An 18720-nucleotide genomic window follows, 5' to 3' on the forward strand; every position below is an offset into this window, starting at 1 on the left:
ACCCCCGCCTCCGCCATGAAGGATCGAGTTGATGAGGATTCCACCGAGGATCGCGCCGCCGAGACCCCCGCCGCCGCTGCCGCCGAACATCCCGCCGCGCCCGTAGCCCTGATTGGCGTAGCCGCCGAAGTGGTCAACATCGGACTGTGCCAGCTGCGCAGCCTGGGCCGCCAGAGCGTAGGCCTGCTGCGCGTACTGCAGTGCGGTCACGGGGTCGTTGCGGGAGATGGAGAGCGCGTAGTCCAGGTTCCGTTGGGCCTCGGCCAGGCGCGTGCGGGCCTCGGTGCCCACCCCGCCGCGGCGGGCGGTGATGTAGTCCGACGTCGCGCTGATCTGGGCCTGGGCCGATGTGATGGTCTGTTGCAGCGAGGCCTGAGCGCGGCGCGCCTGTTCCTGCTGGTCGCGGATTCCGCTGAGCGACTCATCGAGGGTCTGGTGCGCGGCTGTCACCCGTTCCAGCGTGGCGACGGGATCGATCTTGCCGCCCTGGATTTCCGCCTTGACCTGGGCAAGGGCTGCTTCCACGGCAGCGACCGGTCCCGAAAGTTCCGGATGGGCGCCGGACTGGATCATCGCCTTGGCCTGCGCCAGGTCCTGGGCGGTATCGACGACGGCGGTTTCCAGGCCGCTGCGCGCCTCGCCGAGGCTGTCGGCCACCTTGGTGATGGCGCCGATCAGCACGTTTGTCTGGTGCAGGCTTTCTTCCGCGGCGCGCACGGCCACGGCGGCGAGACTGTTTTCGCCAGCGGCGAGTTTTTCCTTCGCCGCGGTGGAAGCATTCTGCACGAAGTCGAGGCGTTCCTTGGCCTGCTTGATATTGTCGGCCACCTGGACCAGGGCGCTCTCGGCATACTTGGCGCGCAGATCCGTCAGCGACTGTTCGGCGCTGGCAATCTTTGCCTCGGCTTCCGCGGCTCCGGCGCCGACGGCGGCGAGGGCCTCGGGGGCGTTCTTCTCCAGCTCCCGCAGGGAATCGAAGTCCGCTTTCTGCTCCTGCAGCGATGCCAGGGCGGCTTCGGAACGGCGGATGATTTCCCCGAGCCAGTTCCGCTGCTGTTCCTCGGTATCGGGAATGTGGTCATCGAGCTGCTGCTGAAGCTTGAAGGACTCCGTCATGTGGGCCTTGGCCTCTTGCAGTGCCTTGGTGAAGTTTCCCACCGCGGAGTCACCGTACTGGGCTTGGGCGAATCCAAGTTCCTGTTCGCTGGACTTGATGGCGTCGTCGGCCTCGATGAGCAGGGAATCGCTCTTGCGTCGCAACTCTGCCACGCTAAGGCCCGCCAGCGGGTCCGGCTGGGCACCTTGCGTTCCGCCGGAGGCGCCGGAACCTTGGGCGGCCTTTTTGCGGCGGCTGCGGAAGTAGAGGTAGGCCCCCGCTCCGCCCACGGCCACGACACCGACTCCCACCAGGACGCCGTTGCCCGCCCCCGCTTCGGACGGCACAGTGCCGCTGCCCCCGGCCGCGGCGTCGCCGACCGCAGCGGCAGTATCAATCGCCGCCTGCGCGAAGTCGCGCTTTCCGCCGGCCAGGTTCGGAACGATGGCGTTCCGGGTGATTGCGGATTTCTTGGAATAGATCTCGCTGGCCGAGCTGGGGGAGAAATAGTAGTGCCCGTCGTCGGACATGGTGAGGATGACATCGGCGTTGCCCATGCCCGTGTTCTTGGCCACGGCCACGGCCCAGGCTTCAGGGTTCGTGGGGTTCTCGAACGTCTTTGCCGTCACGACGTACAGGTTGTAATGGTGGTCCTTCAGGAGCTTCTGGATGGCGTCCTGGACCTCGGCCTTGCGGCTGCCGAGCACGTTCGCGCTGTCCACGATGTTCTGCCCTGACGGAATGGTCACCGGGTCTTCGGCCAGGGCCGGTGCGGCGGGAAGCGCCAGCAATCCGGCCACGCCGAGGACGGCGAGGAAACGATTCAACTTAGACCGCATGTGCAACCCTTCAGCACTTCTGGGACCGGTTCGGTCGAACCAGCCGTCACAGAATGCAGCAGCGCCCCCACGCAGATGTAAAGCCGCAGGTCGCTGTGGCAATTCCATTTGATTCTATGGTGCACCCAAATGGCAGTCCACCAATGGGAATATGCCACCAGCGAAAAGCGCTTAAGCCTGCAAACATGGGTCTACGGACCGCTGTCCATCCGTTCAGGAACCTCCCAGCAAATGTTCGCTCTAGTATCAGTCTGAGCGTCCATAGTTATAGGCAGACGAGGATGAAAGGAAGTCTCATGACTGAGAACCCAGTGCCGGGTGCGTCACCGGAGCCGACACAACAGAACCGGGGACCGGCCGAACCGCAGGAGGGCGCCCCGGCGAATGCCTCCGCGCAGCCGAATGGCGCGCACACCCCGGAGGCGGCACCCGGAAGCCCGGCACCCGAGAACCCGACGCTTCGGCTGGACCGCGCCGAGGACGGCGCGCCGCGTCCGGTCTACCCGCAGCACCAGCCGGCCCCGGCCCAGACTTCCCAGCCACAGCACCCCGGTGCCGACACCCAGCAGTTCGGTGCCCCCGCGCCGCACGCAGGCCCGTACGGCGCTCCCGCCCAGCCCGGCCAGGGTCACGCCCAGCCTGCCCAGCCCCCGTACGGCCAGGCTCAGCAAGCACATTCCCCGTACAGCCAGGCGCCCTACGGCGCCCACCCCGGCAACCAGCCGACGTCGGCCTATGCCCCCGGCGCGAGCTTTGTGAACAACCCCGCCCACGCCCCCAAGCGCAAGGCAGCGTTCGGCGTCCCTGTCCTCATCGCCAGCATCGTGGCGGCCGGCCTGATCGGCGGCGGCGTGGTGGCGGGCGGCAACGCGCTGCTGGCCGACCGTACCTCCACAGCTTCCATGAGCAACACGAGCCAGGCCGGGCCGGTGATCGTCAACAACAGGGACGACGTCAACGCCATCAGCGCCGCCGCCTTGAAAGCTTCCCCCAGCGTGGTGACCATCAAGGCCACCAGCGGCAGCGACGGCGGCACCGGCAGCGGCATCATCCTCGACACGGACGGCCATGTGCTGACCAATACCCACGTGGTAACCCTCGACGGCAAGGCCGCCAACGCCACCATGGAGGTCCGGACCAGCGACGGCAAGGTCTACTCCGCGAAGATCGTCGGTACCGACCCGCTCTCCGATCTCGCCGTGATCAAGATCGACAACCCCTCCGGACTGGTCCCGGCCACGCTGGGTGACTCGAACAAGCTGAACGTCGGTGACACCGCCGTCGCCATCGGCTCGCCGCTCGGGCTCACCGGAACCGTCACCGACGGCATCGTCTCAACCCTGAACCGGACCATCAGCGTGGCATCCTCGGCCGCGCCGAAGGGCGGGGCGGACAACTCCCAGGGTGGTGACCAGGGCTTCCAGTTCGCACCTCCGGGCGGCGGCCAGACCCAGAGCACCGCTGACCAGGGATCCATCTCGATCAACGTCATCCAGACGGACGCGGCCATCAACCCGGGCAACTCCGGCGGCGCACTGGTGAACACGAAGGGCGAAATCATCGGCGTCAACGTCGCGATCGCCTCCGCCGGCGGCGACTCGGCCACCGGCAGCAGCAGCGGCAACATCGGCGTGGGATTCAGCATCCCGATCAACAACGCCAAGCGCGTGGCCCAGGAGATCATCAGCAACGGCAAGGCCACCCACGCACAGTTCGGCGTGAGCGTGAAAGCCAAGGCGGCAGGAACGTCCTCCTCCGGATTCTCGGTGGGCGCCGAGGTCGCGACCGTCGAGCCCGGCTCCGCCGCTGACAAGGCCGGCATCAAGGTTGGCGACGTCGTGACGAAGTTCCAGGACCTGACCATCAGCGATCCCAACCAGCTGACCGCCGCGGTGCGCGAACAACCGGCCGGGGCCACGGTCAAGGTCACGGTGCTGCGCGGCGGGCAGCCGAAGGAAGTCGATGTAACCCTCGGCACTGCTGCCGACCAATAGAAGCAGTAGCCGACGTACAGCAGAAAGGCCGGGCGGCACCGAAAGGTGCCGCCCGGCCTTTGCCGTTCCGGGAACCTGCACGACGCCTCCATGACGCATGCACGGTGCTGACACAGGCGTTAACCCAGGCCGCGCGGCCCGGCAGCTATATGGTTAGCTAGGAAGAGCCCGGCTACCGGGCGTTCCGTGGCCATGACCCCGTCAGGGGCGGCTATCCACCCGCATGGAAGGCTGCTGTAGACACAGTGGAAGAGACCCTGAAAATCATTGTGCTGGTCAAGCACGTCCCGGATGCGCAGTTCGACCGCCACCTCACTGGCGAGGGCAACACCGCGGACCGCTCCGAAAGCATCCTGTCCGAACTGGACGAGTACGCCCTCGAGGCGGCCCTGCAGCTGATCGAGGCCCGCGGCGGGGAAGCGGCCGGGAACAAGGTCATCGCCCTGAGCATGGGCCCGGCAGCTGCCGTCAACGCGGTCAAGAAGTCACTCCAGATCGGCGCCACGGAAGGCGTGCACCTCAGCGACGAGGCCCTGGCCGGGTCCGATGCCGCGGCCACCTCGCTGGCACTGGCCGCCGCCATCCGCCACCTCGGCGCGGACGCCCCCGCGGACCTCATCATCACCGGCATGGCTTCCACGGACGGCGAGACCTCGCTGGTCCCGGCGCAGCTCGCCGAGCGGCTGGGGCTTCCACAGGTGACTTTTGCGGCGTCTCTGGAGCTCGACGGCGGCAAGCTCACCGCCCGCCGCGACGGCGACACGCACGCGGACACCGTTGAGGCTGAACTGCCGGCCGTCGTCTCGGTTACGGACCAGATCAATGACCCCCGGTACCCGAACTTCAAGGGCATCATGGCGGCAAAGAAGAAGACCATCACCACCTTGAGCCTGGCCGACATCGGCGTCGACGCGGCCCGGGTGGGCAAGTCCGGCTCCTGGACCGCCGTCGAGACCGCCGAGGCCCGCCCGCCGCGCACGGCCGGCACCATCATCACCGACGAAGGCGACGCCGGCATCCAGCTGGTCGAGTTCCTGGCCGCCCAGAAGCTGCTCTAAAGGGGAATATCCGAACATGGCAAAAGTACTCGTTTTCATCGACAACCCCGGCCAGGCGCTAAAGAAGTCGAGCCTGGAACTGCTGACGATCGCCCGCTCCCTGGGCGAGACCGTTGCCGCTGTCAACGGCGAGCTGCATGCAGATGCCGCCGCGGCCCTGGCTGCCTACGGCACCGAGGCGCTGTACCGCCCGTCCGCCGCAGACCTCGACGACTACCTCGTGGGACCCAAGGCGGCGTTCCTGGCCGCAGCCGTTGACGCGGCCGGAGCCGACGTCGTCCTGACCGAGAACTCGGCGGAGGGCAAGGAGATCGCCGCCCGGCTCGGCATCAGGCTCGGCGCCGGCGTCATCACCGACGTCGTGGCGGTCGATCCGGACGGAACCGCGCACAAGTCGGTGCTGGCCGGGTCCTACACCACCACCGCGAAGGCCACGACGCCCGTTTCCGTGCTGACCGTAAAGCCCAACAGCGTCACGCCGGAGCCTGCGGTGTCCGCTACGGCGCCGGACGCCGTCACAGTCCAGCTTCCGGCCGGCGCCACCGCGGCCGCCGCCCGGGTCACGGCACGTAACGAAAAGCCGGCCAGCGGGCGCCCGGATCTGACCGAGGCGCGCATCGTCGTGGCGGGCGGCCGGGGCGTGGACGGCAACTTCGGCCCGCTGGAGGAACTCGCGGACGCCCTGGACGCGGCCATCGGCGCTTCGCGGGCCGCCACGGACGCCGGCTGGATCGGCCACGACGCGCAGATCGGCCAGACCGGCAAGACCGTCTCGCCGCAGCTCTACATTTCCGCGGGCATCTCCGGCGCCATCCAGCAGAAGGCCGGCATGCAGACCGCCAAGGTGATCGTCGCCGTGAACAAGGACGCCGAATCGCCGATTTTCGAGATCGCGGACTTCGGCATTGTGGGCGACCTCTTCCAGGTGCTGCCCCAGGCCACCGCAGAAATCAAAAAGCGCAAAGGCTGACCCATGAGCACCAACGCCGCCCCGGCGCAGAGCCCGCTCGATCCGGAGACTTCCCGGATCGAGCGGGTGCTTTGTTTCACGGCCCACCCGGACGACATTGATTTCGGCGCCGCCGGCACGATTGCGGCCTGGACCGCCGCCGGAGTCCAGGTCAGCTACTGCATCATGACCGACGGCGACGCCGGCGGCTTCGATCCCGCGCAGCGCGACGAAATCGTGCGCCTGCGCATCGCGGAGCAGCAGCGCGCGGCCGCCCTGGTCGGCGTCACGGACATCCACTACCTGCACCAGCGCGACGGCTATCTTGAACCTTCGCATGAGGTGATGCGTGAAGTGGTGCGCCTGATCCGCCAGCTCCGGCCCGACGTCGTGCTGTCGATGCATCCGGAGCGCAACTGGAACCGGATCCAGAAAAGCCACCCGGACCACCTGGCTGTGGGGGAGGCCGTGACCCGCGCCGTATACCCGGCCCTGGAAAACCCCTTCGCGTACCCGGAACTGGCCGAGTCCGGGCTGGAGGCTTACAAACTGCCCTGGCTCTGGCTCTTCGCCGGGCCCGAAGAACGCGAAAACCACTTCGTCGACGTCACGGAGCATGTCGACAGCAAGCTTGCCGCCATCCACATCCACGTCAGCCAGCACCCCGACGTCGATGCCATGGAGCGCACGGTCCGCGGCCTCATGCTGAGCACCGGGGCGCGCGGCGGGCTGCCGGCGGGGCGCAGCGCTGAGGCCTTCCACGTCGTCACAGTCAACGGCCCGGGGACCATCGCCGGATTCTAGTGTTGCCGCAGCACACCCTCTGCCATATGCTGGCCTCTGTTTAAATCATATTTATTTGATGGAAGGCAGACTTTGATGGCGAAGACTGCGCAACACCCCGTTCTCGTGATCATGGGGGTCTCCGGATCGGGCAAATCGACCGTTGCGGGACTGCTGGCCGGCAGGCTGGGCTGGGATCTCGCCGAGGGCGACGACCTGCACCCTGAATCGAATGTGGCCAAGATGCATGCCGGCCAGCCGCTGACCGACGAGGATCGGTGGCCCTGGCTGGAAAGCATTGCCGACTGGATCCGCGCCCACACAGAAGCCGGAGCTCCCGGAGTTGTGACCTGTTCGGCGCTGAAGAAGCGCTACCGGGACATCCTGCGCGGCGAAGGCGTGGTCTTTGTGTTCCTTGAGGGATCACGTGACAAGATCTCGGACCGGCTGGCTTCCCGCCACGGGCACTTCATGCCGCCCGCCCTGCTGGAGTCCCAGTTCGAGGCGCTCGAAGCGCCCACCGCGGACGAAAACTTCATTGCCCTGTCCGTCTCCGCAACGCCGGCGGAAGAGGCACAGGAAATCATCACCCGACTTAATCTCGACGCTGCCGACGCCAGGCCCTGAGCCTGCCCGCGTTCCGCAGCCGACCAAGGAATTTTTGTGAAATCTCTGATAGCAACGCAGCTTCCGGCTGCCGTCGAGGCCGCGACCGGCATCGACACCCAACTACTGATCGTCGCCGGTCTGGGCATCGCCCTGATCGTCGTACTGATCGCCAAGTTCAAATTCCACCCCTTCCTGGCCCTCGTGCTGGGCTCCGGTTTCGTGGGCCTGGCCGCCGGCGTGGACCCGGCCAAGGTGATCGCCAACTTCGAAGACGGCGTGGGCGGTGTCCTGAAGGAAGTCGGCCTGCTGATCGCGCTCGGCGCGATGCTCGGCAAACTGCTCGCCGACTCCGGCGGCGCCAACCGGGTGGTCGACACCCTCCTGGCCAAGGCCACCGGCAACAAGCTGGTCTGGATGATCACACTCGTGGCCGTGATCATCGGCCTGCCGATGTTCTTCGAGATCGGTCTCGTCCTGCTGCTGCCCGTGATCGTCCTGGTCACCCAGCGCTCGAAGATGCCGCTCATGCGCATCGCCATTCCGGCGCTGGCCGGCCTGTCCGTGCTGCACGGCCTGGTGCCGCCGCACCCGGGACCGCTGATCGCGATCAGTGCCGTCAAGGCTGAACTGGGCACCACCCTGGCCCTTGGCATCCTCGTCGCCATCCCCACGGTGATCATCTGTGGTCCGCTCTTCTCCCGACTGGCAGCCCGGTGGGTGCCCGTGGGCGCCCCCGCCGTCGCCGGCGGCATCGACACCGTGCACGGCGCGGACATGGAAGGCGTCAAGCGCCCGCCGAGCTTCCTGGTCACGTTGCTGACCATCATCTTCCCCGTGGTGCTCATGCTGCTCAAGGCCGTCATGGACATCATCTGGCCTGACCCCAAGACCGCCCCGGCCATCCGTACGTTCTTCGACTTCGTCGGACAGCCGCTCGTCGCAATGACGCTGGCCGTCCTGCTGGCCATGGTGACTTTCGGCTACGCGGTCGGGCTCAACGGCAGCAAGATCACAAGCAGGATCAGTGCGAGCCTCGGCCCCATCGCGGGGATCCTCCTGATCGTCGGCGCCGGTGGCGGCTTCAAACAGACGCTGATCGGTGCCGGCGTGGGTGACTCTGTGAAGGCTTGGGCCGAGGGGACCAACATGTCCGTCCTCGTGCTCGGCTTCATCGTGGCCGTCGCCCTCCGGCTGGCGACGGGCTCGGCCACGGTCGCTACCGTGACGGCCGCCGGGATCGTGGCACCGCTCGCCAGTTCGCTGCCACCGACCCACGCCGCACTGCTGGCCCTCGCCATCGGTGCAGGATCGCTGTTCTTCTCGCATGTGAACGACGCCGGCTTCTGGCTGGTCAAGGAGCTGTTCGGGCTGACCGTGGGCCAGACGTTCAAGACCTGGTCCGTCATGGAGACTCTGATCTCCGTGGTGAGCTTCGGCCTGATCATGCTGCTCTCGCTCGTCATCTAGCCGCGTCTGAATCCAGCTGCGCTGGACGCAGGAAGCCGCCCGGGCCCTGGCTCCTTCTACGGAAGGTGCCACGGCCCGGGCGGCTTTTGTTTTCCTGCTGGATTGTCCTGCTACGCGCCCAGCGGTGCGGCGGCGACGGTCGGCAGGGTCGGCGACGCGGACCCGCCCGCGGGTTCCACGGTGATGCCGAGGGCCGCGGCGGAGCCAATGCCCTTGACGACGGCCGGCTTGGACAAAGCTTCGGCATCCATGAGGCCCTGGGACACCGGAGCCGAGCCGTCCTTGGGGATCAGCCACATCTGGTACACCTTGCCCGCGGGGGGAGCCGGAACGCCGTTCATCTTGATAACGGCGGCGTCCTTGGACGGCGAAATCGACAGGGTGGCGGTGCCGCCTCCGTTGACGTCAACCGTGGCCTGCCGGACGTCGCTGGCCTGCATCACCTGGTTCAGCGGGTCGTTTTGGTTCGCCACATACGCGCTGACGCCCACACCCCCCAGGGCGATGACGGCCGCGGCGGCGACCCCGACCAGCCAGTTCCGCATGCCCTGCGGGCGGCGGCGTTCCTCCCTGCGCTTGCGGGCGGCGCCGAGTTCGTCAGTGACCGGAAGTTCGGTGGCGTCGCGTACCGGATGCGGGACCACAGGCGTCAATTGCGGCTCCGAAGCGGCGCGGGTTACGACGGCGGGGGACTGCCCTGCCGCCTGCGCCGGCAAAGAGGACATGATCCGCTCCAGCAGCCCGGCCGGAGGCTCCTCCTCCGCGGTGAAGCTGGTGGCCAGGGTCTCCCGGGCCTGCCGGACGCGCTCGTTGAAGGCATCCCGGTCCGCGGCCGGTGCGGAGGCGAGGAAATGCTCGATCTCGGTGCGTTCGGCGTCGTCGACGGCGTTGAGGGCATAGACCTCGGCAAGATCCGCGACGCGGCCGGACGTCAGGTCGGTGGCGATGTGCTCCGTGAAGCCGCCGGGGAGGCGGTTGTTGTCATGTGCATTCATGTCGGCCAATTCAGCTCACCCCCAGGCAGGTCTTCAGTCTGATGAGTCCATCGCGGATGCGGGACTTGATGGTGGGAACCGCGGCATTCAGCCGCTCGGCGACTTCCCGGTAGGTGAGGCCGCCGTAGTAGGCCAGGCGCACGGACTCCTGCTGCGTATCAGTGAGGGTCTCCAGGCACCGGACCACTGCCTCGGCCTCCAGCCGGCTGCCGACCTCGTCCGAGACGGAATCGTGCTCGATCTCCTGGCTGCTGGCACCATACTTGGCTTCGCGGTCCGTGGCGGACTGGGAAGACCGGACCTTGTCCACGGCGCGGCGGTGCGAGATGGTCATGAGCCAGGCGAGCGGGCTGCCGGCGGCGGCATTGAACTTGGCGGCGTTCTGCCAAACCTGAAGGAAGACTTCCTGGGTGGTGTCCTCGCTGAGCTCGGTGTCGATCAGGACCCGGCGTGCCATGCCGAATACCCGCCGGGAGGTGAGGCCGTAAAATTCCGCGAAAGCTGCCTGATCGCCTTGGGCGATCAGTTCCAGCAGACTGCCGAGCCGGCCGTTGATGTCGGCGGAAGTGCCGGCGGGGGCGGCGGCCTCGGGGTTCGGGGCGTTCGGAGTTTCCATCACCCCCAAGCATAAGGCGCCAGCCGCAGTGCGAGGGCCAGTATGGTCAGCCTGCGCCTCGCGGGCCGCCGTTGCCTCGTGGGCAGGGCGCCGCTCCAGATGTGTTGTTCTCACCCGCCGCTCCTCCCTCCCTTCCGTTGTCCCGCCACGATGTGCTGTGGCGATCGCTCGCGCGGCCGCCTTCAGAAACCGCTTCGGCCTTCAGAAGGGATTCGGCGCAGCCGGAAGCCCGGATGGGCGGAACCTGCGGGATTCTTCGTGCGCGGGCTCCCGGTGGGGTTCCCTGCGGGTCGGCCGCCGGCCCTGACCGGCCGGCTGGCCGGTCGGGGGAGATCCGTTACAGCTTGGCCCCGGCGAACCCGTTTTGGCGCCACGCCTCATAGACGGCGATGGATGCCGCGTTGGCGAGGTTCAGTGACCGCAAGGCCGGCAGCATCGGCAGGCGGACGCGCGACGTCACATGGGGACTGTGCTTGAGTTCCTCCGGCAGGCCCACGGACTCAGGGCCAAACAGCAGGACGTCCCCCGCGCGGTAACGGATGTCTGTGTAGGTGGTTTCGCCGTCGGACGTGAAGGCAAACACCCGCTCAGGCTTCAGCGCCGCCCAGGCCGCCTCGATGTCCGGGTGCACGGTCACCACGGCGAGGTCGTGATAGTCCAGGCCGGCGCGCCGGAGCTTGGCATCGGAAAAATCAAAGCCCAGGGGCTCCACCAGGTGCAGCTCGGCGCCCGTGATGGCTGCCAGCCGGATGGCGTTTCCCGTATTGCCGGGGATTTCGGGGGTGTGGAAGAGGATGCGGAACACCATCCCATCCTAGCCAGCCGGGCTAGTGCATTCCGCGCAGCAGCCGGGCCAGCACGGAAACGTTGACGGTGTTGGGGGCCGGGCCCGAGCTGAGGAACTGCTTCAGGCCGCGGGCCAGGCCTGCGGCGTTGACCACCTCGACCAGCCCCGAGCTCTCCCCGTAGGCGCCGCCTTGGCCGCTGGGCGCGCGGCGGTGCCGGTCGATGACCGGCTGGTGCAGATTGCCGTCCGTGCTGTGGACAACAATCCAGCCGGTCACATTGAGCTCGGGGAAAATGTCCTGCATCCGGCGCACAACGTGGGCCAGCTGGGGCGGGGCCACTGACCGTCCGCCATGTGTCAATGTGCTGCCGTTCCACGCATAGGCCCCGGGCGGCAGCAGCATGGAACCGATGATCGCGAGCCGGTAGCCGGCCAGGAGCGCGTGGTCGATGTGGCTGTTGTCCGCAGGAGACTGCAGTCCGTTGACCAGACGCGCCGACGGAATGGCGGTCAGTACCTGCCGGCTGATGAGCTGCACCGTGCGCATCTCCCGCTGAATCCGGGCCTCGGCCCCGAAGATCCCGCGTTTGCGGGGCATCCCGTGGACCTGCTGCCGCGCCACGTCCGCGGGAATCAGCGGCACCGCGGTGCCGTCGCCAAACTGGTCGAAGGGCGGAACATAGACGGGCGCGTCCGCCGCGGTATTCCGTGGCGTGTTCGGGCGGCGCACATTGGCCGAAGCCCTGCTGCCCGCGGCCGGGGCGTCGAAGTGGGCGCCCTCGTCGTCGGCAGCCGTCGCGTAGGGGCCGCCCGGGCCGCTGCCGTACGAGCGGTCGTAGTCTGCGCGGCCCTTTGCGTCGATGAGGGTCTCGTAGGCGAGGGTGACGCGCCGGAACGCTGCGGGATCGCCGCCGTGGTCCGGGTGGGCGAGCCGTGCGGCCCTGCGGTACGCGACCTTGATCTCCTTGTCCGTCGCCGTCACGGGGATCCTGAGGACCTGGTAATGCGAGCTGCTGCCCTGCGTCAAACAGAAATCCTTTTCATTGATGGTGCCGGCGGTGAAGACGCCGGACCGTTCGCGGGCGCCCGACGTGGCCAGTTTAACCGGCTGGAGGAACAACGAGCGCGTGTACCGGGATGGTTCCCGGCGGCTGGCATAATTCAGCGCATGCTCATCGCCCTCGCCGTCAATCCCCGTGCAGCCTTTGGCCGGGCGCGGCATGCCGGGAGGGACGCCGCGGCGCACTTCCGCGCGGCCGGGGCGGATGTCCTGCTGCTGTGCGAGGACAGCTATGCCGGACTGGCCCGGGCCGTTGACCGGGCGCTGGACTCAGGCGTGGATGCCCTCGTGGTGGTGGGCGGCGACGGCATGGTCCACCTCGGCCTCAATGCGCTCGCCGGTGCCGGGGCCCTCCCCGGCGCCCGCGTCGAGGCAGGCGTCGCGGACGGCGCCGGCGCGGGGACCCACGCCGGAGCCGGTGCAGGGGACGGAATCGGCGGCCATGTGCCGCTTGGCATCATCCCGACCGGAACGGGCAACGATACGGCCCGGGCGCTGGGCCTGCCGCGGCGCAACCTCCCGGCGGCCTGCGAGCGGGTGCTGGAGTCCCTGGCCGGCGGCGGAAGGATGATCGACGCCGGCCGGGTCACCGCCGGGGGAACCTCCCGCTGGTTCGCGGGCGTGGTTTCGGCCGGCTTCGATGCCGCCGTCAACGAGCGGGCAAATGCCTGGCGCTGGCCGCGCGGCACGATCCGCTACCAGCTCGCCATGCTCCGTGAGCTGGCGTCGTTCCGGGCCATCAATTACACGGTGACGGCCGACGGCGAAAGCTGGCAGCAGGGCGCCATGCTGATTTCCGTGGCCAACGGCCAGTCGATCGGCGGCGGGATGAGGATCACCCCGGAGGCCGTCCTGGACGACGGGCTCCTGGACCTCTTCATTGTCAGCCGCGTGTCACGGACCGGCCTGCTGGCCGTGTTCCCCAAGGTGTTTTCCGGCCGGCACGTGGACCACCCCGCCGTGCACCTGCGCCGGGTCCGGAAGGTGGAACTGACCGCCGGAAACGTCGTGGCCTACGCCGACGGCGAGCGGGTTGGCGCGCTTCCCCTGACCATCGAGGTAGTTCCGCGCGCCCTCCGCGTCCTGGCGTAGGGTCGTTGCGCAGCGGCCTACACGGTAGCTGTGGCCTTTGAGGCCTTGCGCGGGGACAACCTGTTCAGCGCCAGGGCGGCCACGAGCAGCCCGAAGTCACGCAGTGCGACGTCGTAGAAGCTGCCGAGCACGATCAGGTTGATGATGATGCCCAGGAGCCAGACAGCCACGACGGCCGATCCCAGGCGAGGGCGCAGCGCCACCAGCACGCCGGCGAGGATTTCCACTCCGCCCACGACGTACATGATGCTCTGGGCCGGCAGGGGGACAACCGAGGTCGCCACGGGGGCCAGATACATGGTCCAGTCGGTCAGCAGGTTCGTGAATTTGTCCAGGCCGAACAGGATCGGCGCAACCGTAAAGACGGTCCGCAACAACAGGAAGGCCTGGCGGTGCGGGTCCGCCTTGAGCTGCTGTGCCGGAGTGGCGAGTGCTGGGGAAGCTTTCATGGCATGCTCCTTCTAAAGTTGGATATTCTGATTTTAGAACGCTCGATCCGATTAAGCAACGATTCTTGTTTTTAGAGATATCCTTGTCTCATGACCAAACTTGCGTGGAGCCGCCGACTTGCGGCGGTCGCGTCCCTGGGGGATGAGAACCGCAGAAGGCTGTTCGACTTCGTCGCCTCGGCGCCGGACGCCGTCGGCCGGGACGACGCCGCGAAGGCCCTTGGTCTGGCCAGGAGCACCGCCTCGTTCCATCTGGACCGGCTCGTCAACGACGGGCTGCTGATCGCGGAGTTTCGCAAGCTCGGGGGACGGGAGGGCCCCGGTTCCGGCCGGCCCGCGAAGCTCTACCGTTCCGCCGTGGACGAGGTGGCAGCGTCGGTCCCCGACCGCCACTATGACCTCGCCGCCGAACTGCTCGTCTCCGCGGTCGAAGCCGCAACACACGACGGCGGATCGCCCCGGGATGCCCTGCTCGCGGCCGCCCGGGCCAGGGGAAAGTCAGCCGGCGAAGCGGCAGTTCGCGCCGCGGACCGCGCACCGGACGGGCCCGGAGCCGCGGGGGAGCCGGAAGCCGCCGGCGGTCCCGGCAGCGCCGAACCCTTCGCGGACTTCCTGGCGGGGCACGGCTACTGCCCGGCGGACGACGGCGCCGGAGGCCTTCTGCTGCTGAACTGCCCGTTCCATCGCCTCGCTGCCGGCCACGCGGACGTGGTCTGTGCGATGAACGGCGCCTTCCTCGGCGGGGCTTCGGCAGCCTTGGGCATCGACCCTGGGCGGGTGGAAGCGCTCGCCATCGAAGACCTCAGGGCGCAGGGGAGTGCGCGGCCCGGGCAGTGCTGTGCCCGGATCCTGCCCTCGTGACCGGGCCCGCGGCAAGGATTCCGAATCGGAGGAGTGCGGCCGGAATGAGGTGCGCGGTCGCTCCCGCCGCCTGAACACCCACCAATTCCGGCCCCCGGCCGCGGGTAGAATTGGCGTGTGCCCGTATACCTGGATCATGCCGCCACCACCACCCTCGCCCCGGAGGCTCTGGCGGCGCTGACGCGCGAACTGTCCCGGACCGGCAACCCCTCGTCGCTGCACGGCTCGGGCCGGCGGGCGCGTCGGGTCGTGGAGGACGCACGCGAGGCGCTCGCCGCTGCGGCAGGGGCCCACCCCTCCGAAGTCATCTTCACTTCAGGCGGCACGGAAGCGGACAACCTGGCGGTGAAGGGGCTCTACTGGGCCCGGCGCGCCCAGGACCCGTCCCGTACGCGCATCCTGTGCTCCGGCGTCGAGCACCATGCTGTCCTGGACACGGTGGAATGGCTGGAGCGGCATGAGGGGGCCGACGTCTGCTGGCTGCCCGTCGACGCCGACGGCGTCGTCGAACTGGCCGCGCTGGAGGCGGAACTGTCCCGCGATCCGGCGTCGATCGCCCTGGTGACCGTCATGTGGGCCAATAACGAGGTCGGCACGCTGCAGCCGATCGCCGAAATCGTGGAGCTGGCACACGGTGCCGGCGTCCCGGTGCACTCCGACGCCGTCCAGGCCTTTGGTTCGGTCTCCGTCGATTTCCGCGGCACGGGCCTGGATGCCATGTCCATCTCCGGGCACAAGATCGGCGGCCCCGTGGGCGTCGGTGCGCTGCTTCTGGGCCGGGCTGTCAAACTGACGCCGGTGCAGCATGGCGGCGGACAGGAGCGCGACGTGCGTTCCGGTACCCTGGACACCGCCTCGATCGCCGCCTTCGCCGCGGCCGCCGACGCAGCTGTTGGCCGGCTCGCCGAGGAATCCGCACGGATCGCGGCCCTGCGGGACCGGCTGATCGAGGGCGTCCGCGACGCCGTTCCCGAGGCCGTGCTGCGCGGCGCCCCGGGCCCCGGGCGGCTGCCCGGCAATGCACACTTCACGTTCCCCGGCTGCGAGGGCGACTCGCTGCTGTTCCTCCTGGACCTGGCCGGCGTCGAATCCTCCACCGGCTCGGCCTGCACCGCGGGCGTTCCGAGACCGTCCCATGTGCTGCTGGCCATGGGCCTGGACGAGGACACGGCGAGGGGCGCGCAGCGTTTCACCTTGGGCCATTCCTCCACCGACGCCGACGTCGATGCCCTGCTCGCCGCGCTGCCGGGCGCCTACGCGCGGGCACGCCAGGCCGGCATGGCCGGGCATGAGTCCAGCATCCAGACTGCGGGCACCGTGGCGCGTCAGGCGTCCGGCAGGAGCTGAACGGGAGCTAGCCCAGGAGTTGGTCCAGCGGCACTGAGGGATCCGCGAGGAGGGCAGGACTGACGGCGGCGCGTGCGCCGATGAGCGCCTTGATCGCCTTTTGCGGCTTGGCGGCGCGGGGCCAGTTGACGTTCATCCCGGCGACCACCTGTCCCTCGCGCTGCCAGAAGGCCATGAACGACTTGTCCGCAAGCGAGCCGCGGATCACCGGAGACCCGGCGACGAGCGACGGGAAGCCCGAGTACTCCATGCTGACGTCGTACTGGTCGGTGTAGAAGTACGGGACCGTGTCCAGCACGGCATCAAGGCCGAGCATGGCCCGCGCGGCGACCTTGCCGCCGTTGAGGGCGTTGGACCAGTGCTCGCTGCGGTGGTGCTCGCCGGTGAACGGGTGCAGGGCATTGGCAACGTCCCCGGCGGCGAGAATCCCCGCCGTCCACGTGCGCAGCGAGGCGTCCGTGAGGATGCCGTTGCGGACTGCGATGCCGGCCGCCTCGGCCAGTCCCGTTTCCGGGGCCACCCCCACGGCAATGACCACAAGATCTGCCGGGAGGACCTCGCCGGTGTCGGTACGGACGCCGGTGACCCGTCCGGAGGTGCCCATGATTTCTGCTGCCGAGGCCGGCAGCAGGAACCGCACGCCGTTGGCCTCATGCAGTGAGCGGAAGAAGCCGCCCAGTTCGGGGCCGATTGCCGCGGCCAGCGGAATCTCTTCGAGGCCCAGCAGGGTGACCGTGTTGCCGTAGCTGCTCGCGGCCGCGGCCAGTTCCATCCCGATCCAGCCCGAGCCGACCATCACCACGTTCCGGCCGCCTTTGGCGAGCGCGGCGCGCAGGCGGCGGCTGTCTTCAACCGTGCGGAAGGTGCCGACCCCGGCGAGCCCGCTGCCTGCCAGGGGGATGCTGCGCGGGCGTGCCCCGGTCGCGAGCAGCAGGGAGGCGTAGCCCAGCCGCGTGCCGTCGCCCAGAACCACGGTCCTGCCGGCCGGGTCCAGGCCCGTGACCTGGGTGCCGAGCCGAAGCTCGACGTCGTTCGCTCCGTACCAGTCATCCGGCACCACCGGCAGGGCGTCCTCGCCGGACTTGGCCAGCAGGTAGTCCTTTGACAGCGGCGGCCGCAAGTATGGCGGGTGGGATTCCGCGGCAAGTACCGCGATCCGCCCGGAGAAGCCCTCCGTGCGCAGCGTTTTGGCGGCGGTGGCGCCCGCCAGGCCGCCGCCCACGATCACGATGTCGTCATTGGCCATGATCCGCTCGATTCCGCTGTGCCGGTTTTGATCCGGGGTGAATACGGTCTGAATCCGTTGTGAAAGGCCTGCCGATCCGGACGGCGGCGGTTCGGCACGATGTCCGGCTCAACGATCTAAAATCACTTCTCTTGACTTTAGATTCGCGAGCTAAGGCGGGTCAAGGGGTTTTGGGCGGGGAATCGGCGTGGCGGTAGAATGGGGCCGCAGGCTTTGTGCTATCCGATCCTGGTTCGTGCCAGCGATCGACGCGAGCCGGCGAGACCCCCCGACAGCTAGAGAAAGCCAGTATGCGAGTTCTTGCAGCCATGAGCGGCGGCGTTGATTCCGCCGTTGCCGCCGCCCGCGCCGTCGAGGCGGGACACGACGTCGTCGGGGTCCACCTTGCGCTGTCCCGGATGCCGGGCACCCTGCGAACCGGGAGCCGCGGCTGTTGCACGATCGAGGACTCCCGCGACGCCTGGCGGGCCTGCGACATCCTCGGGATCCCGTACTACGTCTGGGACTTCTCCGAGAGGTTCAAGGAAGACGTCGTCCAGGACTTCATCGATGAGTACGCCGCGGGACGCACACCCAACCCGTGCATGCGCTGCAACGAGCGCATCAAGTTCGCCGCCCTGCTGGAGAAAGCCATCGCGCTGGGCTTCGACGCCGTCTGCACCGGCCACTACGCCAAGGTCATCACCGACGCCGAGGGCAATCCCGAGCTCCATCGCGCCGCCGACTGGGCCAAGGACCAGAGCTACGTGCTCGGCGTGCTGACCCACGAGCAGCTCAAGCACTCGATGTTCCCGCTCGCCGACACCCCGTCCAAGGCCGAGGTCCGGGCGGAGGCGGAGCGCCGCGGCCTCTCGGTGGCGAACAAGCCCGACAGCCATGACATCTGCTTCATTCCCGACGGCGACACCGCCGGCTGGCTTGCCGAAAAGATCGACATGACCACGGGAGACATTGTCGACGAATCCGGGGCAAAGGTCGGCGAGCACCCGGGCGCGAACGCCTTCACCGTCGGCCAGCGCCGCGGACTGAAGCTCGGCACCCCCGCCGCGGACGGCAAGCCTCGGTTCGTGCTGGAGATCCGGCCGAAGGAAAACAAGGTGGTGGTGGGGCCGGAGGCGCTGCTCGCCATCGACGAGATCCGCGGCATCAAAGTCTCCTGGGCCGGGCTGCCCATTGCGCAGGTGGCCACCGGCGAGGAATTCGACTGCTTCGCCCAGGTCCGGGCCCACGGCGACCCTGTCCCGGCCCGTGCCCTGATGGCCGGGGACGGTCTCGTCGTCACCCTCGAGGAGCCGCTGCGCGGTGTGGCCCCCGGGCAGACCGTGGTGCTCTACCAGGGCAGCCGCGTGCTGGGCCAAGCCACTATCGACGCGGCTCGCTCGCTGCAGCGGGCCGCGCTCTAGGCGTACTCCACACCGACTCCATTGAAGGGTCCCGCCGAACGGCGGGACCCTTCGTCGTCTGCCCGCTCC

General features: G+C 68.3%; 17 protein-coding genes. 10 read left to right on the forward strand and 7 right to left on the reverse strand.

Going from position 1 to position 18720, the window contains the following annotated elements; translation table 11 throughout:
- Positions 1–1935: TPM domain-containing protein (locus C9424_RS10470; RefSeq protein WP_116766913.1), on the reverse strand; the 1935-nt coding region annotated here is incomplete at its 3' end.
- Positions 1936–2231: 296 nt separating this feature from the next.
- Between C9424_RS10470 and C9424_RS10475 the strand changes: the two genes are divergently transcribed.
- The 6 genes from C9424_RS10475 (at position 2232) to C9424_RS10500 (ending at position 8795) form a co-directional block, all read left to right on the forward strand.
- On the forward strand, positions 2232–3929 hold the full coding sequence (locus tag C9424_RS10475; RefSeq protein WP_116766798.1) for a S1C family serine protease: 1698 nt from the start codon (positions 2232–2234) through the stop codon (positions 3927–3929).
- 257 nt (positions 3930–4186) lie between these two features.
- Entirely contained in the window at positions 4187–4987 is an 801-nt protein-coding gene (locus C9424_RS10480) for an electron transfer flavoprotein subunit beta/FixA family protein (RefSeq protein WP_116766914.1), read from the forward strand.
- 16 nt (positions 4988–5003) lie between these two features.
- Positions 5004–5957 carry an electron transfer flavoprotein subunit alpha/FixB family protein gene (locus C9424_RS10485; protein ID WP_116766799.1) on the forward strand — a complete coding sequence of 318 codons (954 nt, stop codon included), beginning with the start codon at positions 5004–5006 and terminating at the stop codon, positions 5955–5957.
- 3 nt (positions 5958–5960) lie between these two features.
- Positions 5961–6740: a PIG-L deacetylase family protein gene (locus tag C9424_RS10490; RefSeq protein ID WP_116766800.1), complete on the forward strand. Its 780-nt coding sequence runs from the start codon at positions 5961–5963 to the stop codon at positions 6738–6740.
- A 75-nt stretch (positions 6741–6815) separates the two neighbouring features.
- A complete protein-coding gene (locus C9424_RS10495; protein ID WP_116766801.1) occupies positions 6816–7346 on the forward strand; it encodes a gluconokinase in 531 nt (176 codons plus the stop codon).
- A 45-nt stretch (positions 7347–7391) separates the two neighbouring features.
- The gene (locus C9424_RS10500) at positions 7392–8795 is read left to right on the forward strand and encodes a GntT/GntP/DsdX family permease (RefSeq protein ID WP_116766915.1); all 1404 of its coding nucleotides are present in this window, start codon (positions 7392–7394) and stop codon (positions 8793–8795) included.
- Positions 8796–8905: 110 nt separating this feature from the next.
- Here C9424_RS10500 and C9424_RS10505 read toward each other — a convergent pair whose 3' ends face one another.
- The 4 genes from C9424_RS10505 to C9424_RS10520 all read right to left on the reverse strand — a co-directional run bounded on the left by C9424_RS10505 (position 8906) and on the right by C9424_RS10520 (position 12220).
- The gene (locus tag C9424_RS10505; protein WP_116766916.1) at positions 8906–9790 is read right to left on the reverse strand and encodes an anti-sigma factor; all 885 of its coding nucleotides are present in this window, start codon (positions 9788–9790) and stop codon (positions 8906–8908) included.
- A 10-nt stretch (positions 9791–9800) separates the two neighbouring features.
- The gene (sigK, locus tag C9424_RS10510) at positions 9801–10406 is read right to left on the reverse strand and encodes an ECF RNA polymerase sigma factor SigK (RefSeq protein WP_116766802.1); all 606 of its coding nucleotides are present in this window, start codon (positions 10404–10406) and stop codon (positions 9801–9803) included.
- 337 nt (positions 10407–10743) lie between these two features.
- On the reverse strand, positions 10744–11211 hold the full coding sequence (locus tag C9424_RS10515) for a tRNA (cytidine(34)-2'-O)-methyltransferase (RefSeq protein ID WP_116766917.1): 468 nt from the start codon (positions 11209–11211) through the stop codon (positions 10744–10746).
- 22 nt (positions 11212–11233) lie between these two features.
- A complete protein-coding gene (locus C9424_RS10520; protein ID WP_116766918.1) occupies positions 11234–12220 on the reverse strand; it encodes a J domain-containing protein in 987 nt (328 codons plus the stop codon).
- Positions 12221–12361: 141 nt separating this feature from the next.
- Here C9424_RS10520 and C9424_RS10525 point away from each other — a divergent pair, with 141 nt between their 5' ends.
- Entirely contained in the window at positions 12362–13345 is a 984-nt protein-coding gene (locus tag C9424_RS10525; RefSeq protein WP_116766803.1) for a diacylglycerol/lipid kinase family protein, read from the forward strand.
- Positions 13346–13362: 17 nt separating this feature from the next.
- Here C9424_RS10525 and C9424_RS10530 read toward each other — a convergent pair whose 3' ends face one another.
- A complete protein-coding gene (locus C9424_RS10530) occupies positions 13363–13794 on the reverse strand; it encodes a hypothetical protein (RefSeq protein ID WP_116766804.1) in 432 nt (143 codons plus the stop codon).
- 90 nt (positions 13795–13884) lie between these two features.
- Here C9424_RS10530 and C9424_RS10535 point away from each other — a divergent pair, with 90 nt between their 5' ends.
- Both C9424_RS10535 and C9424_RS10540 read left to right on the forward strand, forming a co-directional pair.
- Positions 13885–14655, forward strand: coding sequence for a helix-turn-helix transcriptional regulator (locus C9424_RS10535; RefSeq protein ID WP_116766805.1), 771 nt, complete (start codon positions 13885–13887; stop codon positions 14653–14655).
- Positions 14656–14772: 117 nt separating this feature from the next.
- Positions 14773–16002 carry a cysteine desulfurase family protein gene (locus tag C9424_RS10540; protein WP_116766806.1) on the forward strand — a complete coding sequence of 410 codons (1230 nt, stop codon included), beginning with the start codon at positions 14773–14775 and terminating at the stop codon, positions 16000–16002.
- A 7-nt stretch (positions 16003–16009) separates the two neighbouring features.
- Here the strand turns inward: C9424_RS10540 and C9424_RS10545 are convergent, their stop codons facing one another.
- Positions 16010–17248: an NAD(P)/FAD-dependent oxidoreductase gene (locus tag C9424_RS10545; RefSeq protein WP_116766807.1), complete on the reverse strand. Its 1239-nt coding sequence runs from the start codon at positions 17246–17248 to the stop codon at positions 16010–16012.
- 290 nt (positions 17249–17538) lie between these two features.
- Here C9424_RS10545 and mnmA point away from each other — a divergent pair, with 290 nt between their 5' ends.
- Entirely contained in the window at positions 17539–18651 is a 1113-nt protein-coding gene (gene mnmA, locus C9424_RS10550) for a tRNA 2-thiouridine(34) synthase MnmA (protein WP_116766808.1), read from the forward strand.
- The last annotated feature ends 69 nt before the right edge of the window (positions 18652–18720 follow it).

It is taken from the genome of Arthrobacter sp. H-02-3 (assembly GCF_003097355.1).
In the GTDB taxonomy this organism is placed as follows: Bacteria; Actinomycetota; Actinomycetes; order Actinomycetales; family Micrococcaceae; genus Arthrobacter; species Arthrobacter humicola.